The sequence below is a fragment of the Paenibacillus sp. J22R232 genome, assembly GCF_056269165.1.
The window spans coordinates 25936-48601 of sequence record NZ_JBWDNK010000005.1 but is presented as its reverse complement, the minus strand read 5'-3'; the positions used below and the strand labels follow the sequence as shown (position 1 = coordinate 48601).

Sequence of the window (22666 nt, the reverse complement as noted above, 5' to 3'; positions counted from 1 at the left end):
AATGGCCATTCTTACCGAGAATGGTCTTTTTGTGTCGGACTGAATTCTTGAAATAAAATAAAACAAGTAACCCCCTTGGATATCCAAAGGGTTTACTAGTTCTTTCATCTAATTTGTCACTGGATTATTTGCCAGTTACAGGATCCGTATTCGGATCCCAGTTCTTAAGAGGGTCCATGCGGAATCTTGTTAGTTCCGTGGAGCTGATTTTCCAGACACCGTTTACTTTTTTATATGTTTCGTGATATTGTCCGTACCCGTGATGTCCAGGATATGCATCTTTGGCATCAGGAAAGGTCAACAAATCCTCCATTGCCCAAATACCCTTGGCATGATCCTTGTCGATTATTTCGATCTCAGGCATGTATCCGTGATGAACCGTAGGCGCTTTACCCACTAAGTCTCCAATCATCTTCCCGTAAGCTTGCCCACCACCTTTGGAATAATCCACGCCTTCCGAAATAATTTTGGCATCAGCCGTAAAGATGTCTCCAAATTCTGTCCATTTTTTCTCATCAACAAAACGGAAATATCGGGCTTTTAATTGTTTAATTTGTTCAATATCATCCAAGCGTTGATAGGTTGCCGTTTCGAGTCCAGTAATATTCACTGCTTCCGTCTGAGCTTTCTGATGTGCTTGATTATTTTGTTTCGCGCATCCCGTAATCATGACTGCCAGAATGGCTACACCCAAAATCAAAAGCTTTTTTTTCTTCAACATATGGTGGTCACGTCCTTTTTTGTTGTTTGTTATTTATGTTTCCTTGCGGGGGTTACTTGCCAGTAACAGGGTACTCGGATCCCAGTTCTTAAGAGAATCCATCCTGAAGCGCGTTAGTACTGTGGAACTGATTTTCCAGGCGCCATTCACTCTTCTATACGTTTCACGGTTTTGTTCTAGGTGAGTAGGTCTAGTTTTAGATTTTCCTGCTCAGTATTTGTCGAGTTGGTCATAATATGTCAATCCCCTTCTAATTTTAGTATAGAAATCATTACCATGATACTTTGAGTCACGAGCTGAACATTGATGAATAGATGCAAGAATCTGGATGTTCTTTTTTGGCTACATGCGAATAACCTCTTCTCTTCAGACTGGGTAAGTGAGACTTCAATGGCCTGGAAAAAACTATAACAGGTATTCTTATTCTTTATAAGAAGGCTATTTTTATAAATATGGTTTAAAAAAATAAAGTCGTACGCCTAGCTATAATTAAGCAACTTTCAAGCTAAACATAGACCGCTTCTAGGGCAGAAGTTATACGTGGAAAAGTTCTTTTTGAAGAATGAAGATCTTTTCTTGAAGACAAAATGTCCGATTAATGAAAGTCACGCGAAAGGTTTAGCCGAGTGGAGAGGATAAATAAAAACTATTAAGAAGCAAGCAAACGATGATAAGGCTTTAACAGTAGCATGACCGTTCGACCTGGGATCTAGTACGTGACCGATATTTCAGTTCGAAAGTCTGATTGCTAAATAGAATTACTTGACAGAAATTCTATCCCGACAAAATTTGTATATTACGACTTAGGAGCATTACTAGCAACAGTTTATTTTTATAAAGCATATTAAAAAAAATAGCCTTCTTATGAAAAAGATAAATACCTGCTATAGTTGTCTCCGAGGCAATTGAAGCTTCACTTACAATCCTAATGAGAGTGGTAATTCACGTATGAAGGCTTCTAAAATAAAGCCAAGTTGTGATGGGAAAACACTACTGTGCACAGTATTTGGATAATTGGCGAGTGAGTAGGTAACCGCGGTATTATGGAAGGTTTTAAATAGAATGGGAATTGCTTATGACTAGTTTTGTCATGAAAACAAAGGATGTGACGATATGTCCTATAATGAAGGCAACATCGCAATCGGTTTGGCGAGAGCAAAGTTTTCTGTTGCAGAAAGTAAAAACATCCATACAGGCCGGAAACGGGCTACATTAAGCTCGGTCAAGAAGGTCCGAATTATGGCTAATAGGCCTGCTTGGGATAACGCTTCAGATATTACTGATTCCATCGGTATAGAATTCGATGTTGTTTAGGAAATCATTGTTGGTCCTAAGACTAAGGAACGGTAATGAACTAACTTTGTATCCCGGCGAATATGAGATAGTAATTGAAGAATTGTAATTGGAAATAACTTAATGGCAATTGGAAACAATTTGTATCCTGTATTAAATGAGAAGGGTTCTCCTATTTGAGCAGCTATGTCTCGCCTGTTAATAGTATTCCGATGTCTTTTCAATAATGAAGCGAGAATCTAAATATCATACATCGAGCTTTACAAAAGGTTTAGATGAGGGGGATATAATTATGGATTCATCATATACCAGATCATTTCAAGGTGTTCCCATATCCATTCTTGACACTACCAATATTGTTCTTGGTGGTAATGCGAATGAAACGTTTAGGAACAGCTTGGATTTGGCACAAAAAGCAGAAGACTGGGGATATTACCGATTTTGGTTAACTGAGCATCATAACATTCCCGCAATGGCGAGCGCAGCTACATCCGTTGTGATGGGATTTATTGCAGCAGGGACTAAACGAATTCGTGTTGGTTCGGGAGGCATTATGCTATCTAATCATGCTCCCTTAGTGATCGCAGAGCAGTTCGGAACCTTGGAATCCATGTATCCTGGTCGAATTGATCTGGGCCTAGGTCGAGCCCCTGGCAGTGACTCGGCCGCGTCAGATGCTCTTCGGAGAGTTCATACAAACGGTGAAGACTTCCCTGAACTGCTGCGAGAATTGAGAGGGTATTTTCAAGATGATGCCTTGGCTAAAGTACGAGCATACCCGGGGACAGGACTTGCAGTTCCGATTTGGCTTCTAGGTTCAAGTGATTTTAGCGCTAGGCTTGCAGCAGAATTAGGTTTGCCATTTTCTTTTGCTAACCATGTTGCTGCCGATTTCACTATACCAGCTGTTCGTTTGTATCGACAATTATTCAAGCCATCAAGTGTCTTGAGCAAACCTCATGTTATGGTCGGGATGAATGTGACAGTCGCTGATTCGAATGAACGTGCACATTATTTGGCCTCTACACAGAAACAAATGTATTTGGCTGTGTTAAGTGGGCGAATGACGCCTCTCATGCCACCGGTTGAAGATATGCGTCAGGTAGCCACCGAGGTGGAAATTTTTATGCTTGAGCGTAATTCGATGTATCGCAGCTTAACGATCGGAGATCCGGATCATTTGAAAACTAGCATGCAGAAACTAATTCGTGATACGCAAGCTGACGAAATCATTATGACGACTCAAATTTTCCATCATAAAGATCGGCTGCGCAATTTTGAAATTATTGCTGAATTACTAGATTAAATCAGTCTAAGATCGTTAAAGATCGGAAGCTGTGGAAAAGCAGCATTTCTCTTGAGCACTATAGAACGAAAGTATTTCTCGGTTCTCAAGTCATATATAGATAAAAATAGGAGTGGAATAAAAGTGAGTGATAAAATTTCGAAATCGAATATGTTTTTGCTAATTATCGTTTGTTTGGCTCAGTTTATCGAGGTCATGAATAGTTCAACGGTCGTTGTAGCGCTCCCCTCCATTCAAACGGCACTTCATATGCAGTCGAACGATTTGCAATAGATTGTAACTTCTTATGTACTGACGTTCGCTTGTTTTTTGATGATAGGAGGACGAGCAAGTGATTTACTTGGAAGAAAACGCGTATTAATGATTGGTTTGACCATCTTCGCGCTAGCTTCTCTGGCAGGCGCCTTGGCAACAAATTCGGTTTGGTTGATTGCCAGCAGGGCGATCCAAGGTATCGGGGCGGCTCTTTCCATCCCCGCGGCGATGTCACTCATTAGTAACAATTTCCCAGTCGGTCCACAGCGCAACAAAGCATTTGGGATTTTTGGAGCTTTAGGTTCAGGGGGAGCGGCGGCAGGATCAATAGTAGGCGGTATACTAACAGATTCCGCGGGCTGGAGATCGTTGTTTTATCTGAACGTGCCGCTTGGCATCTTGCTCATTATCGGATTATTATTCGTGAAAGTAAGTCCTTCTGTTAAAGTCGTTAAACAAAACATAGACTGGTTTGGATTGATTTCCGTATTGGCGGGTATTTTCATTCTGGTATATGGCATCTCCATGCCGGATGTCGACGGCAGTTGGTCGGCAGCGAAGATCGCCATGTTGATTGTTGGGATATTGGTTTTGGTCTTATTTGTACTGATAGAAAAATCCGCCAAAAACCCGCTTATGCCGCTTCGTCTCTTCAAGATTCGTTCGCTCGTAACGTCCAATATTATCGGGTTTTTGATGTTTTCTTATGTGACGGGCTTCATGTATTTCTCGACGTTGTATTTCAACGAGCTTGGTTATTCGTCTTTAGCTACCGGCTTGGCCTTCTTGCCGCTGGGTTTGACATCGATCGTCGTAACGCAAATCACGCCGTTCTTCATGCGTAAATTCGGTGCAAAAAGAGTCCTAATCGTAACGCAGATCATCAACGCGCTCGGCATGTTCTGGTTAAGCAATATGGATATGGATAAAAGTTACGCGTTGTTTATTCTTCCGGCCTTTATCGTGCTCGGATTATCGATTGGCGCGTCCTTTACGGCAGTTATCGTCGGTTCCGTTCAAGATGTTAAATCCGAAGAACATGGAATTGCCGGCGGAATCGTGAATACGTTCCTGCAATTGGGAGGGAGCTTGGGATTATCCATTCTGGCGACCGTCGCGACTACGGTTACCGCTTCGGCGCATATTGAATCGGCAAACACGGCCTTGTTGTTGGGTTTCCACGCTGCATTAATCGTAAGCGGCTGTTTCGCAATCATTGCGCTAATTCTTGCTTTCATGAGCGGGGGTAAGAGTAAGAATACTGCTTCCGTTCCTTTAGAAATGCATGGTTAAAGCTTGATAAAGATATACTTTAACGTATTCTGAAGAGGTTTTTGATGCAGCAATGACAGGTAAGGTTGCTTCTCCAATTACCCCTTAAGCGCCTTATATCGAGGAATTTTATGGAATTAGTTGAAGCCTTAATAATACAGCAACACAATAGAAAAAGGGAGCTACAAATATGATAGTGGAGATGTGGTCGGATATCATTTGTCCCTCTTGTTATATCGTTAAGCGCCGTTTTGAAGCCGGATTACAGGCGTTCGCTCATCGTGATCAAATTAAAATAGTCTATCGAAGATTCCAATTGTATCCAACATTTCCGGTGTATCCCAATAAGCATCTCCTCGAAATAGCTGCCGCCAGACACAGCACTTATGTGGAGATGATGGCTAGGAAAAGTCGCGTAGTTGCCGAAACGGTAAAACAAGAAGGACTACTTTTTAACTACGAGAATGTAAAGTACACTAACACCTTAGACGCACACCGCCTTGTCCATTTTGCCAAACAATTCGGTAAAGAAGGAGCGGTGCTAGACTTGTTATTTAAAGCTTATTTCACAGATTGCATGCACATCGGGGAACATGAAACGCTTGTGTCTCTCGCCGAAAAAGCGGGACTGGAGCGCCAAAAAACGGTGGATATGCTACTCGATATCAAACGCTATAAGAATGCGGTACGGTTAGAACAGCTTGTGGCTGAAAGATTAGGTGTGAGAGCTGTTCCTTTCTTCTTGATCAACGACTGCCATGCCATCTCCGGTGCCCATCCTGTTGACACGTTTATCCAAGCACTTGAAGCGTCTTGGGAAGAAGAAGAAAGGGCATCTCAAGAAGACGAAAGTTATTTACAGTGACGAATTTGTTAAGCTACAAGACCTTGTCTGACACAATGAACTTGTGTTGCCGCTTTACATTATCATATGTATCAACCTGTTATTTTAGCAAACACAGGAGAGTTTGGAGGTTCTACAGTTCAAGCTCCATTTACAAAGCATGCTCGCCAAATAGTGCAAGTTCACGGTAACAATCAAATTGCTGTTGGTGTATTTGAAGTAGATGCTGCTATTTTTAAATCGGCGTCTCCTGCTCCAAGCCACCCTGAAGTTAAAACACCACCTGCTGGCTATAGAGGTAGATCTTGAACTTAGCGTGAGACTTACAATGGTTATTGAATTGACGATTTGTAGTCAAAAGGTATTAATACCGAAATTTTCAAAACCGAAAAGTCATGCTGTGTCTAGGAAAATCATCACTGATAACATCAGTGTACCGAAGAATTTGGTCACCTAGATATGATAGCCACCATGATCTACAAAATTAACAAAAGATGCTACTCCTGAACAATTGAAGAAAGCGGGTCTAGACGCACATTATGTTGCCCACGACAGCGCTTTGTTCTGTGAGAACGCAAACGGAGTTCCATGGACGATTTCCTGTATTCAAGCTAGGTAATCCAATTGCGGATCTGTATGAGGAGCAGCGGAGGAGAAAGCGCGCGCTACTTATCATGGCTGATCGACCTGATGGATGACGTTGATTTACAGGACAGATTGATGTTTTTTCGGGAGCGTGAGATCGTGCATTCACTTCTGTTTCGGGAAGCGGTGGAGATTCTCAAAGAAAAGGGGTTGAGAAAATCATTTAATAGAGGGAACCCCACTGCAGGGAGCTGCGGGAGGTTTTTATGATAAACATCAAATGACATGATTTATTAGCTATTCTAATATAGAGACATATGATTTGAAAGCTAATGTCATCAGCATAAATGGCATCAATCATATGCATTTGTATCACTCTAAAATCTACAGTTTCAGGACAGGACTCTCCACTCCTATCTATACTTTTGCACTCTATATGGGTGCAAGCCACCTTTTCAGGTGGCTTTTTTTATTGAAAATAATAGACTAGCCTGTAAAAGGTTAAGTTATAAAGAGTAAAGCGATCGGTTAATCACTTGTTGGACATCGTGACTTCCGTCATTTTAGATTCTTTTGGGAGGCACCATAACGATGAAATTAATCATAAACGATCTAAAAAGCTAGAAGCAGAAGAAGTTGGAAAAGATGAAGATAGAAAATAGCTAAGTATCTTACGTGGTGATAAAGTGAGTAAACTTCATATTTAACATAAACATACATTAAGGGCGGTGTATGTTTATTACTACTATTTGAGTGAAGGTGCGGAGAGTCGGATCGTGAGATCGTGCTTTTACTGCTCAATCAAAAGGAAAGCAGTGGGGTCCTTAAGTAAAAACGGTCTGATAAGATATTTACCTCACTAAAGCGATGTTTAACTATTTTAGTGAGGTTTTTTTTAGTTTCACCTTGTTAATAAATAATCATCTTATTTAATGAAAAACTAGGTATCATTTATAGAATTTTGGAACTATTCATTATCTAAATAGCCATATTTCTTTGTTAAATTTTCTTTTGCTAAAATAAATTGTTCTTCATTTATTATTTCATTTTTTAACAATTGCAGCAAAGAATGAAAAAGCTTTTCATGGTATGTTAGTTTGAAATTCTCTTCAGTATAATCATCATTAATTTCATCAATAAGATTAAAAAACTTATGTTTCAAAAGAGTATAGAAATTATTTTTAGTCAATGATTCTAATTCATCTAATGTAAAGCCAATTATGAAAGTATTTCTAGAAAGTGAAAGCTTTCTTCTCTTTCCTTCTGCGTATTGCCAAGGGCTTCCGTTATGACCTCTGCTAAATGTTTTAAATGATGAAAAGATACCAAGATTCGCTCTTTTATAACGTAATAGTTCATTTAAATCTGCTACTTCTCTAACTCCTATGGATTTGTTATGATTCTTTGATTCTCCAATAATTCTCATACCAACATAATTTTGAATAAATATAGGAGCGAAACCATCATAAAACTCAAGTATATGGTCAATTTGATTATCACCTTGATTAGTATTAGGAGAAACTTCAGCTACGTTATTGAAACGTTCATATACAAATGTCATTAAAGTCTCTAATGTATCTCCTTTTTCCTTTTTCGTACCAGTAAGCATTGCTTCTCGACAAAGGTTAATTAACAGCATATAATGTTCAATTTCATTATCACGTATTGGAAGCCAAATATAATGGTCGGGAGCATTATTTATAAATTTATGTTGGGAAATATAGTTATCCTCCATTAAGAGTGCACCTGAACTTCTTTTTTTACAAATACTATTTTTATATCGTCTTTGCCGAGTGAAAATCCACATTCGGGACAGATACATTGAGTACTTGTAAGAAGATTTTTCATTTCTTTTGGAGTATCTGCTTCGAAAGCATGAATCATATCTTTGTCTGTATTATTGCAGAATATAATATATCTCACACCTAACAATGAATCATAAGCTAAATCCATTAAAATGTCTTTAACGATTTTATTTGTGATATTTGATCTTATAGCTATTAATTGAGAAGAAACTATATCGTCAGGTCGAAGAATTGTTAGCTCATAATCAAGCTTCCTCAGCGACTCCAAGGGAAGGTTGAAATTCTTGTTTATAATCAATAAGTTTTTGTAAAACACGATCAACAACCTCCTTTTCTGTTGTCGCAGTATTATATTTTTTTAATGAAAAGTATTCAGTCTCAATATTTATTATATAGGGATGACTCTTGTCAAGACCATTAATATCTTTAGTCTTATCTGTTATTCCAAGTGAAACAATATTACCGTTTTCCCACATTAATTTAATTAATTCTCTAGACTCCGCAAACTTAAACGATTTGTTTTTTGAGAATGCCTTGAATTCAGTAACTCCTTTTCCGGATTCTTGCAGAAATACTTCAAACGTATGTTCCTTAGGTATTGCTTTATGTATAGAAAGGAGCTCATTTTCAAACAAATTAGATAATCCTCTATTGAGTCGCAGAATAATATCCTGACGATTTAATTTTGGATCAATAGTAAGGAACTCTTTTACTATTGTATCTAAGTGATTATTTTCAAAAGAAGTCACTTTCTCTGTAATTATCGGATTATTATGATGAAAGTATTCATTAGTTATTTTGTAAAGCGCTCCAACAACCCATTCAGGATAAAGGGAGTCGAAGTCAAATAAATTATTTTTAAAAGTAAACATAAAAATTTTAGCTAATTTATCAAGTTGATGATTTTCTTTAACTTCACCATAAATAGAAGCTAAATTGGTAGTTGGATGCATCATTAAAACAATTTGTTTTAGCTTATAATCGATGATTACATATGCGAGAAATATATCGTTTTTAAATTCTAATTCTCCAATATTATTTTTAATTTGCAATTGTGATGGGGCAGCAAATGTGATAATTAATTGCTCCTTACTAATAATATGAGAAAGATCTACTATTTTGATATTGTGAAAGTCAGAGTTGTTTATATCATATAGACTAACCAATTCATTTTGAAGCTTAATTATAATAGGTTCAATTTTATTTTGAGTGAAGACATTTGTGTCTTTTGGTTCGTAAACAAATAAGGTGTTATTACCATCAAGATGGACATGTGATAACCATTTCATAAATTCATGTATGGGTATCTGTTCCATCATAAGCATATTAAAGACATTTTGCCTGGTCATATCTAATGACCTGCCCCGAGGCACATTATATTGTGTTCTAAGTTTATCCAAATGATGTGTATCAGCCTTTTGAAGCACGAAATCTATATTTTGCTTTTGTATATCTGTTAGAAGTGAGAATGTTTCAACCATGAGTACCCCCCAGATTAAATAGAAATTATTTATTTTAAAATGATCTATGAGAAATAATTAGTTTTGCTTTTTGTTTGTTGTATTTCTATATGCTTCAATCGCTGCTTTGGCAACAGCACGTGCAATATTTAGTTCTTCTCTGGTGTACTTATCATTTCCTCCAAAGAAAGCACGTCCGACAGTTGTCTCTTGATTTAATTCTTGTTCACATTCTCCCTTATTATGCTTTTTTTTTTTTGTTACATTTATTATTTGATAATTCAAATCAGCAGATTGTATATCTGACCTACCATATAGGTAGTCAATAGATACGTTGAAGAAATTTGCTAGGAAATTTACTGCTTTCTGATCAGGTTCCGTATTGCCAACTTCATAATTTCCATACCCCTGACGAGTTATACCAAGGAGACGTGCCATTTCTTTTTGAGTTTTTTCAGCACCTATACGTAGATTTCGAAGGCGGTTAGGTAACATGTTTAGAGCCCCCATAATTAAATTAGATTAATTATATGCAATATATAGTTTCCTGCATATGGATGCAATGAATAATTGCTTAATATTTTTCAGGCAATGAAAGATAGCCTTTTTTAAAAAATTAATTACCTTAGTCTGATTTATTTGTGGGATTATATTTTTCAACAGAATTGTTTTTTTTCTTGTATATATGGTGCTAATCACTATAACACTTGGCTGCGGGCGTAAAGCATAAAACAACCTTCACCTACACGAAGTCGGTGAGAGGACTCAGCTCTCCGGCGTCTGTGCCAACCAGCATGACGCAAAGCAGCAATCAGAAAGCGGATGTAATCACTGAGAGCACGGAATATGACGACTACGTTAAAAAGTTGCAGGCCACCGACGTTAAGTGCTTGATGACGACGTATGTGTATGATACGACGAAGAAATGGCTGATCAGCGAGCGGACGCCTGCCGATGCAGGCACTTATCTAACGCCTAAACACTCAACACGCAGGGGACGATAACGGACCTTACTGTACGCAAAAACGATGCAACCGGGGAGATCCTCCAGCAGAAAAGCTATGGTGGCATCGACGTGTACGACAACGTGACGACAAAGCAAATAGCTAACGGTATGAAGACGGTACTAACGACGAAGAACTACTCTAGTTCTTTTGCGTATGCCTACCCGACGCGGAAAAGTATGACGGTAAAGGATGTGGACGGTGTAGCTAGCACAATTGCAGTGCAAATGGAGTACAACCTGGCGTAGGCTTGCCGTCCGTGTTCATTGATGGGAAAACCAATTCAAGTGACGCAGTTGACGGATCGGATGAGTTCATTACCTATCGTCTTGATAGAGTTATTGATAATATAACAGATGCTGTTCAGGAGAGCATATATTCTATTGTTCAGATGATGAATAAGCTTATGATAATGCGTACCCTTCTCAATATCTAATCTTATTGTGTGAGATATACATATCAAAGCTGCTTGTTACTCTCATGGGTATCAAGCGGCTTTTTGCATCATAACATCATCCCTTTAAGGGGTTCAGCCAAAATCACTTCAGAGTTATAATACAAGCCAACCATTAACGGAGGTGCGAGCAGCTCGAAGGTGTTGTATGTCTCAACGGAACTACCATCTGTATCGATGGGGTAACTTACGGGGAAACGCCAGCTTGGTATAATCTATCTTTTGGCATCCAGACATTAAATATGAGCTAATCACAACTATATGAGAAATGGAAGAAGTCCATGAATGACGCCAATTTGATCTACCCGCGATTCACTCAGTCCACTCTTTTGGATTTTTTCAATCAGGAGTACGAGCAGCTTGAAACAGTCATCGATGAAAGCCAGGTCATCATCACACACGTCTGCCCCGATTGGTCTGCGGTTGAGTGTAAACACCTCATCGATCCAGTAACAAGCTTTTATTACTTTGATGGATCGAGCCTCCTTGCCCGAGCCAAGGTCAAGGTCTGGTGTTTCGGGCATATTCATACCCAAGTCGACTATTTCCACAGCGATGGCTGTCGTTTAATTAACAATGCCTTAGGCTATCCCGACGAGAGGACAGGAATCAAGATTCGTACCATCCAGTTGTGAGAAGGTAGGTAAACGCATGAACGTCATCCACAGTATCATTGAGCAGCGGTCACAAATCATGTCATCACCACCCATCATGGGGTATCCATCTTGAGCTTTATAGAGCTACAAGCTCCCCACGGTAAAGAAGTATGCCACAGGCGCGGATAACTCAGTATGAGAAATGAAGGTAATTAATCAATGCATACGGTCACCCTAAGATGGAGTAGCCGCATTTTTTTTATTTGCTCCATGGCTCTTGTGTCTTTATGTGGGGATTTTGTCGATTACTGTTTACAAAAAGCAGGAAAAAAGACTCCTATTGGTGAATATTTACAAGGCGGTAGAACTAATTCAGAAGTCACGCTTTGAAGTGATAAGCAACCAGAATAGTATTGGAGGATTCAAAGGTATTGAACAACTTCGTTGATAAGCTCACAGGCAAAGACAAACTGTTAGAAGAAGTAACTCATCTCAGTAGTAGACTGGATAAAGCCAATTATGAGAATTCCACTATAGCGTCAAAGCTTAATAAAGTTAGTGATGATTTCGCCGCGGCAAAGAAAGCCATCGAGAAAATGCAGCACTTAAATTCCGAGATGTTGGCAAAATATAAATCTCTTGAACAAAGCTTCTTCAGGAAGGATTCCGAGTATAAGAAGCTACAGGAAGAACACTCTGACCTGTCGGATAGTCATGGAGACCTCTCCACCGAACTGATTGTGACTCGAAATAATGCTAATACCCTGAAGCAAAAGCTTCTTAAGATCGAAAGTGAGCATTCTTCTTATAACTCAAGATTTGGTGAAATCTTAGAGGTTCCTCAGACTGATAATCCAGTGGCGAACACGGATTGGGACGGCAGCTTCTTTGAAATTGCTGAGAAAATAAAGGGTAACCCGTTTAACGAAAATCAGGTTGAAGCGATCCGCTATAGTATGGAAAAACATCTTCAAATTATTGCAGGTGCTGGTTCCGGTAAGACTGAAACGATCTGTGCTAAGGTTGCTTATCTCATTCAGATGAAGAATGTTAATCCCAATCGGATCTGTATGATGACATTTACTCGTAAGGCTAAAGAAGAGATGGAAGGACGAGTCAATCTCTTCCTCGGGGTAGAAAATTCAAAGGTTAATGTCAGCACCTTTCATGGCACATTCATGAGTTTGTTCAATCAGTTGAAGAGGCAGAATCCTGCTTATTCATCAATTGGGATTCAAGGTGGAAACGCTGATGAAGGTGAGTATGAGTATAAAACAGAGCTACGTAAGTTGATTAACAAATACAGACTGTTCAAGTTTGATAAGGAAAATGAAAAAACGATTTTTGAACGTATAAGTTTTTGGATTAACATGGGGTTCACAGTTGACCAAATGACCGATTATATCCGGAAGCATTTCGACAGTGTAATCGATGATAAGGAGGATGATTCTGTTAGCGTTAGGTTCAAATTAATGTTTAATGAGTTGAATCAGATAAGAAAGGATAACGAAATTGTTGTATATGATGACTTCCTAATTAACTTATACGATGCATTGCTTCAGTATCCAGCTGCAAGAGAGATAGTTCAAAACAGATACGACTATATCTTCATTGACGAGTTCCAAGATATTAATCCATTACAGATGGAAACGGTCAAGCTCATGTGTCCTCCAACAAGTGCTTCGAAATTAATTATAGTGGGCGACGATGACCAGTCGATCTATGCTTTTAGGGGGTCAGATCCTAGATATATTAAGGATTTCCCGAAAACCTACAACACTCATGAGATAAGATTGATGAGGAACTATCGCTCAAAGCGGAAGATTGTAGATGCTGGTAACTGGGTTATCTCTGAGAACAAGCATGATCGCATTCCCAAGTCGATGGATGCATTCCATAAAGATGCTGGCGAAGCGATCATCGTGGGCTGTCCTGATCTCAAAGAAGAAGCTCTCTGGATTCTTTCGAGATCCCAGGAGATCGGTAAGCTAGAACCCTTTGTATTGGAGGGTAAAGTCGATCCCATCAACTATACAATTTCGACAGTTTTGTATAGATCGAAAAGACAGCTTCAAAGTATGTTCCTAGCCTTAGATGTTAAAGGGGTTCCATATGTCATTGAGAAAATGGATGATGTTATGGGTATCTTTTCTATTTATGATTTTAATAATGCGTTTGGCATGTGGCAAGAAGTAATGTCCTCAAGGGGTAACATGCTCCAAATGTGGAGGTCAATTTTAACTAATGCACTGGGTCATTACTTCGTCAGCAAGAATGACATAGATAAATGGTATGGGTTTCTAGATATCGCTTCGTTATCCGAATTGATTCGTGAAGCATGTGCATTGGCGATTGAAAAGTCAAGAAACAAGGATACGCTCCCATTACAAAAGTATCTAACCCTTCTTACTTACCTGAAGCAGGATAAGCCGGTTAACATGAAAGAAGTGGCGGAGCATTTCTTATCTTTTCCGAGAGTTAAGGAAAAAGTGACTGATGAGGATAAGGACTGGATTCTAAAAGAACTTGAAAAATATAATACTTGGACTGAGCTGCTTGGTTTCCATGAGAGAATGAACCGGCGTAAAGATGAAATGAAGGCAAATTTGAAGCTATACCATGACAAGAAGTACAACGCATTGTATTTCTTGACGATTCACGGGAGCAAGGGGTTAGCTTTTGAGAATGTGTTTGTCATTGGCTGTTACGATGGTGGATTACCTTCGAGCCACGCTATAGCTCTAAAGGAAGTGGATGTTCAGTTGTGTAGAGAAAAAGCAGAACCGGCTACTACTGAGGAAGAAGAACGGCGGCTAATGTATGTCGCAGTTACCAGAGCTAAAAAGAAACTGTATGTTACGTTCCCCAAGACAATGCAAAATAAGCCATGCGGAAGGTCGAAATTCTTAAAGGAACTGAACTTACCGATTATTGATTCTGATAAGGTCAGTCCGGTTGGCGCTGTAGCAGCGCTTTAAGGGGGCATTACATTATGAGTAATAGTAACGAGGAGAAGGCTGCTTTAATTTCTGACGTATTTAAAAGCCTTTTTGGTAAAAGCGATTCATTGTTTAATCTAAAGCGGCAGTATAAATTCACCCCACTTAAGAAAAGGGGCGATATTGCTTATGAGGTTCAACAGCAATTATTTGATTTCGAGAAAGAAGGACATAAGGTTCTCCTAACATCACAAAATCAACGTGGGGAAACCGTATTGGTAACCCGGTTGTATTACGGTGATGGTATGGATGAGCGGGACATTACTTTAAGGGTCAGGGTTATCACCCGGAAAGGGGTAATTGTCCCTGATTCGAAAATTTTCTTAATTGTCTATCCGGACAACAATCATATGCAGATTGCAGATATCCGTATCGAAGGTGATCGAGTTAATCGCGGCTATGGCTCATCGGTCATGCAAGCAATAATGAAACTGGTCGATGAACTCGGTATTAAATACATCACCGGATGGATCTCGGGGGTAGACTGGGATCACATTGAACGATCGGAACATTTTTACCGGAAGTTCGGCTTTGATTGTGATCTCGATCATGAAGCTCAAAGCGGTAAGATTATTTGGGTCAACCACGCTCTTGGGGCTACCCGGGAAGCTTTTGAAAGGCTAAAGGCTGAACAAGAGTCATTAGTTGATGAAGAAAGGTTGTTCGGTCCATGAGGGTAATAAATAATATTTCTACTACTCATTATAATGAGCTAAACGGACTTAGTAAGAATGCTGATGTGTTATACATCATAAGCCCCTTTTTAACGGAGTCTTTCGATGATATTTTCAGTGAGATTTTTACTCCCGCAGCGGTAAAGGGAATTGTTTTAATTACAACATTGAAAGATAACGATCCAGACTTATTTAAGAAGGCTCGTTCTCTCCGATCTTTAATTACTAACTGCTCTGCTAGAAATATTAATTTTCGTGTGCATATTGATAATGGACTTCACGGGAAGATTTATATTGCTTCTATTAGTGGCTCTCCTGTCAACGGCATAATTTCTTCCGCTAATTTCACGGGGCGAGGATTAAAGAAAAATCATGAATGGGGTGTAGTCATTGATGACTCAGTTGAGTTACAGAAAATCATTGATGACATTCTTAGTTTGAGTAGTCTTGCTATTGATCCAATTGAGCTAGACAGTATCCTGACAAAAATAGAAGATTACGCCCTCAATAGGGGTATTCCCGGCACACCAAATATTGATTTAAAGATTAACAATTTGATCAGGAGAAGTGGTTTTAAGCCAGGACTCCGGTATTTTATAAAACCTGTTGGTTATTCGAAACGTCCGTTTGAAATCACGAGGAGACTCTCTCGAGATACTGAGAAGATGCATTTTTCTGTGGAGCCCAAAAGCGTTCGAATTGGAGATATATTAATTTGTTATGGGGTCGGAACGACGATGTTGTTAGGCTATTTTGAAGTTACAAGTGCGTACTATATTTGGGACAGCACCAGTAGATGGAAGTGGGAGCTAACTGCCAAGAATCTTTGTCCAGATTATAGTGACTCATGGGTTCAGTTTAATAATACCATATCCAGTATTCGGAAATCCTTTGATCCAGACGCTGTTATCAATACAAATGGCGGGAAAACACTCGGTGCATTGCAACGTGGGGTTGATAGGATTAGGCTTACAGAGGACTTTGCAAAGCATGTTATTGAAATCATTGATAACTCTATATAAGGACGGTGTGCGCTGTTGAAAGCATGGGCTAATATCGACACCCCGTTAAAAACCTACACAGTTCACTTGGATTTAACCAATCGGTTCGCCAATACGCGGCGAAATTGGAGGAGACTAGGAACGGATAAAGTTGTACAACAAATGGAGTTGGTCGCTCTGAAGAAGTTGAAAGCCTACTATGTTGATTTTTATGAACTTGATATGGCCAGAATGATGTAAATAGGTGAGGTACCAATTTGCTGTTTTGTTCGTGATCGCGGCACGGATTTACTGCCGATGGAAGGCCCTGCGGAAACGATGCAGCAGGCGGAGGATTGGTTGAATACACTACGCATCCAGTTTGGTTAAGGGCAGAAGGTAGCAGCTAGTACGAAGCTTTTCATATGTTGTCCTAAAGAAAAAAAGATAAAAGCTGTGAAGTTATTCTCAGATGTTTCATTTAAAGCGACCGTTTAAGCGCCAGGATCTAGGGCGTTATTTTGGGTGGTTTCAGAAACTGCACTCGTAGACACCGGTGTCTATCATTATACCCTTTACGATCGTAATGCGAAGGGAGATATAACCGGGATCACTGTAAGAAAAAACAATGCTTCAGCCAACTATAAACTTTATCCCTGGACCTGGGGGAATAGCTAGAATACCCGGAATAATAACAGGCATTATTAAAGCAGTCACTTAATTCAATTAATAAATGAGGTGAGTAATTTGTATCCGATCCATGAGAATAGGCTTTGGGGTTACATTGACGTCAAAGGAAACATAGTCGTGCCTCTACAATATGACAATGCTTTTTATGGTACTGGAGGATTGTATAGAGTTGAAAAAGATGGTAAACAAGGTTTTTTATCAATTGATAGTAAGAACATCCCGATAAAATATGATGTTGTACAAGCGTTTAGCGAAGGATTTAGTGCAATTAAGAGAGATGAACTTTGGGGAGTTATTAACCAGCAGGATGAAATTATTGTGCGGCCGATGTATCAAAATATTAGACATTATTCGGAGGGGTTGGTGGTTGCAAAGACAACCAACGGTGTCATTCAGTTCCTAGATACAGAAGGTCATGTGCAGTTGCAGTTTACCGATGTGGTTGTAGGAAACTTTTCACACGGCTTAGCGTTTTTTACGGACAAAAAGAAAAAACATAATGGCTACATTAACAAAGACGGAGAGGTAGTTATCACATCTATATTATTTAGATCAGGATACGAGTTTGCTGAAGGACTGGCTCCTGCCGCGCATTACTCTTCGGGAAAAATGTGTTTAATTGACACCCATGGTGAAATTATCATTGAGCCTATTTATGATTCGCTTGGATTCTTTTCAGAGGGTGTGTGTTCCTTTGTTCGGGATGGAAAGATGGGATGTATAAATAAAACGGGGGATATCGTAATTCCGCCGATTTTTGACCATGTTTCAAAATTTCATGAAGGGACAGCCTATGTCGTAATGAAAGATCGGTATGGCATCATTAACAAACAGGGTGAATATATTATTGAACCCAAATATAGAAGTATCGATTACGAATCTATAGGACAGAGGTTATTTAGATTTCAGATGGGAAAAAATCATATTTATGTGGATCGGCATACGGGAGATGAGATTTATCAATTCCAGTATTTATAAAGTCTATTCTTAGTTACTTATGTCCCAATAAAAGATCGTAAAAGCTTGGCGGTGATTTGATAAGTCACCGTCATTTTTAATGAGAAGATCGTTTTATAAACTAGGATACGTATGAAGGTAGTATCAGTAATCAGCTTAGCTTGAATCAGTACACTTATGTGTATAATAATCCGTTAATATATGTCGATCCATCAGGACATTATTGTGTATCTAAGGATGGCAATTGGGCACACGGAGGTTCCTGCGCTACAGCATCATCCAGGGATTTAGGAGGAGACTGGGATAACCCATTTGCACCTATTTTAGAGAAAGGGAAGTTTGTAGGTATTCTTGGTGCTATGGGTGAAGCGTCTTACTTTGGCAAACCACTTGGCAACATGAATTATTGGAAAGCAGCAGCAGAAGTTGCACAACGGCAAGCAATAGCTCAAGGGAGTCAGCAACAGGCACATCAAAATATGATGAACATGACTTCTTTTATGAATGATGTCACAGGTGTAACAGCGATGAGAACTATTTTCTCATCACAAAATCCAATTGAATCGTGGATTGCAATGGCCTCATTGATTGGACCAATGGGAGCACCAAGAGGTGGTAATAATACTCTCAAATCTTTTAATGACATTGCATCCAATCCGACAAATCTATGGGGAAAGTCAGCAGATGATGTCGCAGAAATACTAGGAAGTGGGTGGACAAAAGGAGTTTACGGATCAAATGGTTTAGGATGGAAGTTTATTAAAGGTGACCAATCAGCTTTTTATCATGCTGGTGGGGGAGTTCACGTAGGATCATATTATGGCTTTTCGAGTGGTTCGTTTGGAAAAAATAAAGTAGTAGATTCATCATATGTACCAATTAATGGAGACAAGGCAACCATTTATTATTTAGAGAAATGAGGTAGGTGTTGAAGTGGTTCATAAGATAACAGTTTCAGAAAGAATGGATTTATATATAGATACTCTTCAGAAATGTGGTATATATTTATTAAGTTCAGATACAATTACCATTGGGTACAGCATTTTTGAAGAGTTTGATGTTGGAGCGACCTCATTTCTCCATATTAATAATTTGATTGTTCTAAAAGATGCCGGTCTAATTAATGACCTTATTATGAATAAGAGTATTGAGCTCCGTAATAAATTCATGGAGCTACGAGGTAGTGAAAAATGGAATATAGAGTCTGTGAAAAATTCATCTGAATGGTTAGAAATTTTAGAGCTATCTGATGAAATAAAAAAAATACTGAAAAGATAATTTGTGGAGTATTACACAGATTCAGCCACATGCGAGTGTAACAACTCCATGTGGTTTTCTTTTTTTCTTGATAGCCCCCACCCAGTGCCGAATGAATGGGGCGGCATTCCCTGATAGAACTTAACCCTCATCATCCCTGGCTGATATTCCTCTAATATGCCTGTACGCACAGAGATGCTTGAATTTTATTACCTAAATAGCGCTATTCCGTTCCATTTATTAGGTTGATTATGGTCAGATACCACCATGATTAACCTGTTTTTAGTTATCCTCGCTTACTTGCGTTTTTTCTAATATGAGCCGCAACTGTATAATGCCCTGTCCCGATATAGAGGGTGAAAGGTTATAATCGCATATTCAAGGTAGGATAACACGACAATTCATAGTTTGGGCGGCAAACTCGAAGCATTTTGATTCTGTTTGCAACTGAACTGACCTGGATAGGCTACAGTAAGTTGAACATATAAATAGAGGACTAGGTATGAAAATATACATTTAAAACCTACAGGTTCAGGACAGGACTCTCCACTCCTATCTATACTTTTGCACTCTTTTTGAGTGCAGGCCACCCTTTGGGTGGCTTTTTTGTATATGAGACCGTTCAGCCATGTTGGACTTGCGGAACATGCTTGCGTACAGTGGCAGTATAGAAATAGTTTATTAGTATTTGCAAACTTCTGCTAAGAAAATTTAATGCAGCAATCCATTAACACTAAGATGAACAACAAAAAGTATAAATAAGTCATTCCTCGTATCTAAGCTTCCCACATATCCCATTACAATTATTAGGGATTTCTCGTTAATAGGGTAATGCCTCACTTCAATTAGAAGATGTACAATCAGATTCATATCTTTTCAAACATATGTTATTTAGTATAGTAAATTAGATACCCACTTATGGAAACTATCGCCAAATTGAGTCTTTTGTATTACAATATAATAGATATTTAGACCTATTTTTATTACACATAATTCATCGAAAAAGTATTAGTCTGAGAGGGAAGATTAAAATGGCGAAGCTAAAAAATGACGTAGTATTGAAAGCACTTGATTGGGCGTATGATAAATCCCTAAATGGTCTTCCGGGCACTGATACTGCTGAAGAAATGGCGGAGAATTATTTGCGAAAAGCTAAGTCAATTGAAGAAGCAGCAAATTCACTAATCGGATGGCAAGTATCTAAATCTGCAACTTCTGGGTTCTTGACAGGGCTGGGGGGTCTAGTGACTCTGCCTGTAGCTATTCCTGCCAATCTTGCAAGTGTTTTATATGTTCAAATGAGGATGATTGCTGCTATTGCTCATTTGGGTGGTTACGACCTTAGAGACGATAGGGTCAAGACATTTGTGTACATGTGCTTATGTGGTAATGGAGTAAAGGATATCATTAAAGATGTAGGGATCGTATTAGGGCAAAAAATAACGAGAGTAGCCATTGAAAGAATATCTGGAACTGTAATTACTAAAATTAATCAAAAAGTTGGATTTCGACTGCTGACTAAGTTTGGAAGCAAGGGTGTAGTTAATCTTGGTAAGATGGTTCCAGTAGCTGGTGGGCTTATTGGTGGAACATTCGATGGGGTATCCACTGCAACTATTGGCAGAATAGCTAAGAAAATGTTTATTCAGAATGGAAAAGAAGGATTATCGGTTCCGTTAAATGCTTAACATTGAGAGAACTATTTAACCGCGGCTACGGATCAATCTTAATGGCAGCGATCCTGAAATTTGTTAATCAAATGCAAATCCAATGTATCACAGGCATGATAGCAGGGGTTGATTGGAGTTACATTGACCGATCGGCTCACTTTTATTGGAAGTTCGGATTCGATGTCGAGCTAAATGAGGGGTATTGAAAGATCCTTTGGTTGAATGTGGAGCCTGGAGCTAATAGGGAAGAGATTAAGTTGTTAAAAGCCGATTAATCTGAAATCAACAAGTAGTCACTGAAATCCTACTTTAAAGGAAGTTCATGGAGGGATATTGTGTTATCAGAGCAGAACTACATAAAAATCCTGAGTTATTTCAATGATCGACTATGGGATGGTAAGATTTCAGATACCAACTGGCAATATTATGGTCTAGTTTTGGATTGGTATTATAATAATTCTGTACTGAGTGTTGAATACTTGGATATTGCTGACTTCTTCGACCAGAATGGTGGTCTTAGTATAGTAGAAGACCAGCATTTAGTCGAGCAATACAGTGGATTGCCGAACAACAAGTGGTTACATGTACTACAAAATATATTGAACATCCTTAAGTTCTCCTCTATAAATAAAGAACAAAGTAACAAAGTTATTGAACTCATCACAAAAGTATTATTGAGAGACAACGTAAAGGTTAGAAATCCAGAAGTGGGAGACATTGTTTTAGTTCCTAACGACATTTTGGATTATGGTTCTTACTGTAATATTGTGCGGGTTAGGGAAGGGGTTTTAAGAAAAGAGTTGAAGCCTCATTTTCAAAATGAGGATAAACACCAAAAGCGTATGAGATATGAGTTTGAAAATATGCAGAAGCTTAACGGTTGCCCACAAATTCTAAATGTGTATGAATACGATTCGGATAACCATTCGTATTTGATGGAACCAGGGGATATAAACCTCTTTAAATACTTAGAAGAAGAGTTCGCTCTCTCTGTTGAAGATAAACTGAAAATCATATTGGATATTCTGAACGGTATGGCATTTGCTCATGAACAAGGTATCATCCATCGTGATCTTCATTTAGGTAATATATTAAAGATTAAGAATGATTTTGTAATCTGTGACTTTGGGTTAAGTAAGGACTTATCTGTTGAACGCAGCATTAAGTCGTCGATGACGGAGAAGAACAATCATCTTTTTGTTGATCCTGCGGCAGGTACAGACTTTACCAAATTGGATCTGAAAAGTGATATATACTCTATTGGTAGAATTATTGATTACATCTACACCTTAAATTCAGAAGATCCTAATCATATGTTTAAGATTGTAGTTGAACGGTGTATGGCTAGGGATAAGTCATTAAGATATGACTCGGTTAGAGAGATAATTAAGGATGTAGGCTTCGTTATAAATAGTGTGAATAATGAAGAAAATAAGCAACATTCAATAAACAATGTTTTGAATGCTAAGTATGATGCTCAAGTACATGAATATGTCATGGCACTAGTGGATGCCGATAAGATCAGTAAGTTTGTAGTTGAACATCGATTATTTAAATTCGGACAATTAATCCTGTGCTTCGGGGTTATTTATCAAATAAGGATTCTACAATCATTATCAGAAAACTATGTTAATGCAACCGGTTATGGTGGATGGGGTAATTACGATATTTTTGCGAATATTGCCTATCATATATGTACCACTTCGAAAGAGCTAGAAGTAAAGCAAATAGCTAGAGGTATTCTAATAGAATGCGCAAATATTAGATACTATGCGAACGATTTACTTGAAAGGTTGCCTGACTAGTAGCGGAGCCTATTGTGGAAAACTAATGTTTAGAAGGTA

19 protein-coding genes and 1 pseudogene are annotated in these 22666 nt (G+C 38.7%); 16 read left to right on the top strand and 4 right to left on the bottom strand.

All coding sequences use genetic code 11. The features are described 5' to 3' along the window. Positions 1-124: 124 nt before the first annotated feature. The gene (locus tag AC0YN3_RS16615) at positions 125-721 is read right to left on the bottom strand and encodes a nuclear transport factor 2 family protein (RefSeq protein WP_475776128.1); all 597 of its coding nucleotides are present in this window, start codon (positions 719-721) and stop codon (positions 125-127) included. Between the two features lie 1113 nt (positions 722-1834). Here AC0YN3_RS16615 and AC0YN3_RS16610 point away from each other — a divergent pair. The 6 genes and pseudogenes from AC0YN3_RS16610 to AC0YN3_RS16585 all read left to right on the top strand — a co-directional run. Beyond that, positions 1835-2035: a hypothetical protein gene (locus AC0YN3_RS16610; RefSeq protein WP_475776127.1), complete on the top strand. Its 201-nt coding sequence runs from the start codon at positions 1835-1837 to the stop codon at positions 2033-2035. A gap of 271 nt (positions 2036-2306) precedes the next feature. Then, the gene (locus AC0YN3_RS16605; protein ID WP_475776126.1) at positions 2307-3320 is read left to right on the top strand and encodes an LLM class flavin-dependent oxidoreductase; all 1014 of its coding nucleotides are present in this window, start codon (positions 2307-2309) and stop codon (positions 3318-3320) included. Between the two features lie 123 nt (positions 3321-3443). Then, positions 3444-3593, top strand: coding sequence for a hypothetical protein (locus tag AC0YN3_RS16600; RefSeq protein ID WP_475776125.1), 150 nt, complete (start codon positions 3444-3446; stop codon positions 3591-3593). After that, positions 3594-4868, top strand: coding sequence for an MFS transporter (locus AC0YN3_RS16595; protein WP_475776524.1), 1275 nt, complete (start codon positions 3594-3596; stop codon positions 4866-4868). A gap of 169 nt (positions 4869-5037) precedes the next feature. Beyond that, positions 5038-5712, top strand: a complete 675-nt coding sequence (locus AC0YN3_RS16590) for a DsbA family oxidoreductase (RefSeq protein WP_475776124.1) — start codon at positions 5038-5040, stop codon at positions 5710-5712. A 414-nt stretch (positions 5713-6126) separates the two neighbouring features. Next, a pseudogene (locus AC0YN3_RS16585) lies at positions 6127-6546 on the top strand (manganese catalase family protein); the annotation flags it as partial. A 697-nt stretch (positions 6547-7243) separates the two neighbouring features. Here the strand turns inward: AC0YN3_RS16585 and AC0YN3_RS16580 are convergent. The 3 genes from AC0YN3_RS16580 to AC0YN3_RS16570 all read right to left on the bottom strand — a co-directional run bounded on the left by AC0YN3_RS16580 (position 7244) and on the right by AC0YN3_RS16570 (position 10036). After that, a complete protein-coding gene (locus AC0YN3_RS16580; protein ID WP_475776123.1) occupies positions 7244-8011 on the bottom strand; it encodes a hypothetical protein in 768 nt (255 codons plus the stop codon). Positions 8012-8326: 315 nt separating this feature from the next. Further along, positions 8327-9562, bottom strand: coding sequence for a hypothetical protein (locus tag AC0YN3_RS16575; RefSeq protein ID WP_475776122.1), 1236 nt, complete (start codon positions 9560-9562; stop codon positions 8327-8329). A 57-nt stretch (positions 9563-9619) separates the two neighbouring features. Continuing rightward, positions 9620-10036: a helix-turn-helix transcriptional regulator gene (locus AC0YN3_RS16570; RefSeq protein WP_475776121.1), complete on the bottom strand. Its 417-nt coding sequence runs from the start codon at positions 10034-10036 to the stop codon at positions 9620-9622. A gap of 299 nt (positions 10037-10335) precedes the next feature. Here AC0YN3_RS16570 and AC0YN3_RS16565 point away from each other — a divergent pair, with 299 nt between their 5' ends. The 10 genes from AC0YN3_RS16565 (at position 10336) to AC0YN3_RS16520 (ending at position 22627) form a co-directional block, all read left to right on the top strand. Further along, complete coding sequence (locus AC0YN3_RS16565; protein ID WP_475776120.1) at positions 10336-10545, top strand: hypothetical protein; 210 nt, start codon at positions 10336-10338, stop codon at positions 10543-10545. A 735-nt stretch (positions 10546-11280) separates the two neighbouring features. After that, positions 11281-11634, top strand: coding sequence for a metallophosphoesterase family protein (locus AC0YN3_RS16560; RefSeq protein ID WP_475776119.1), 354 nt, complete (start codon positions 11281-11283; stop codon positions 11632-11634). A gap of 392 nt (positions 11635-12026) precedes the next feature. Continuing rightward, positions 12027-14573, top strand: a complete 2547-nt coding sequence (locus tag AC0YN3_RS16555) for an ATP-dependent helicase (protein ID WP_475776118.1) — start codon at positions 12027-12029, stop codon at positions 14571-14573. 14 nt (positions 14574-14587) lie between these two features. Further along, positions 14588-15268 (top strand): GNAT family N-acetyltransferase, encoded by a 681-nt coding sequence (locus tag AC0YN3_RS16550; protein WP_475776117.1) that lies wholly within the window; start codon positions 14588-14590, stop codon positions 15266-15268. Beyond that, entirely contained in the window at positions 15265-16290 is a 1026-nt protein-coding gene (locus AC0YN3_RS16545) for a restriction endonuclease PLD domain-containing protein (RefSeq protein WP_475776116.1), read from the top strand. Before AC0YN3_RS16550 ends, AC0YN3_RS16545 begins: the two co-directional genes overlap by 4 nt. Before the next feature lie 705 nt (positions 16291-16995). Further along, positions 16996-17916, top strand: coding sequence for a WG repeat-containing protein (locus AC0YN3_RS16540; protein WP_475776115.1), 921 nt, complete (start codon positions 16996-16998; stop codon positions 17914-17916). Between the two features lie 140 nt (positions 17917-18056). After that, positions 18057-18815 (top strand): hypothetical protein, encoded by a 759-nt coding sequence (locus AC0YN3_RS16535; RefSeq protein ID WP_475776114.1) that lies wholly within the window; start codon positions 18057-18059, stop codon positions 18813-18815. A gap of 13 nt (positions 18816-18828) precedes the next feature. After that, the gene (locus tag AC0YN3_RS16530) at positions 18829-19173 is read left to right on the top strand and encodes a hypothetical protein (RefSeq protein ID WP_475776113.1); all 345 of its coding nucleotides are present in this window, start codon (positions 18829-18831) and stop codon (positions 19171-19173) included. A 1010-nt stretch (positions 19174-20183) separates the two neighbouring features. After that, a complete protein-coding gene (locus AC0YN3_RS16525; RefSeq protein WP_475776112.1) occupies positions 20184-20840 on the top strand; it encodes an EcsC family protein in 657 nt (218 codons plus the stop codon). Between the two features lie 317 nt (positions 20841-21157). Further along, positions 21158-22627, top strand: a complete 1470-nt coding sequence (locus AC0YN3_RS16520) for a protein kinase domain-containing protein (RefSeq protein ID WP_475776111.1) — start codon at positions 21158-21160, stop codon at positions 22625-22627. The last annotated feature ends 39 nt before the right edge of the window (positions 22628-22666 follow it).

Coding starts and splice junctions, on each gene's coding strand:
- AC0YN3_RS16615 (WP_475776128.1), bottom strand. CDS start 721: ATGTTGAAGAAAAAAAAGCTTTTGATTTTGGGTGTAGCCATTCTGGCA.
- AC0YN3_RS16610 (WP_475776127.1), top strand. CDS start 1,835: ATGTCCTATAATGAAGGCAACATCGCAATCGGTTTGGCGAGAGCAAAG.
- AC0YN3_RS16605 (WP_475776126.1), top strand. CDS start 2,307: ATGGATTCATCATATACCAGATCATTTCAAGGTGTTCCCATATCCATT.
- AC0YN3_RS16590 (WP_475776124.1), top strand. CDS start 5,038: ATGATAGTGGAGATGTGGTCGGATATCATTTGTCCCTCTTGTTATATC.
- AC0YN3_RS16580 (WP_475776123.1), bottom strand. CDS start 8,011: ATGGAGGATAACTATATTTCCCAACATAAATTTATAAATAATGCTCCC.
- AC0YN3_RS16575 (WP_475776122.1), bottom strand. CDS start 9,562: ATGGTTGAAACATTCTCACTTCTAACAGATATACAAAAGCAAAATATA.
- AC0YN3_RS16570 (WP_475776121.1), bottom strand. CDS start 10,036: ATGTTACCTAACCGCCTTCGAAATCTACGTATAGGTGCTGAAAAAACT.
- AC0YN3_RS16565 (WP_475776120.1), top strand. CDS start 10,336: ATGACGCAAAGCAGCAATCAGAAAGCGGATGTAATCACTGAGAGCACG.
- AC0YN3_RS16560 (WP_475776119.1), top strand. CDS start 11,281: ATGAATGACGCCAATTTGATCTACCCGCGATTCACTCAGTCCACTCTT.
- AC0YN3_RS16550 (WP_475776117.1), top strand. CDS start 14,588: ATGAGTAATAGTAACGAGGAGAAGGCTGCTTTAATTTCTGACGTATTT.
- AC0YN3_RS16545 (WP_475776116.1), top strand. CDS start 15,265: ATGAGGGTAATAAATAATATTTCTACTACTCATTATAATGAGCTAAAC.
- AC0YN3_RS16525 (WP_475776112.1), top strand. CDS start 20,184: ATGGCGAAGCTAAAAAATGACGTAGTATTGAAAGCACTTGATTGGGCG.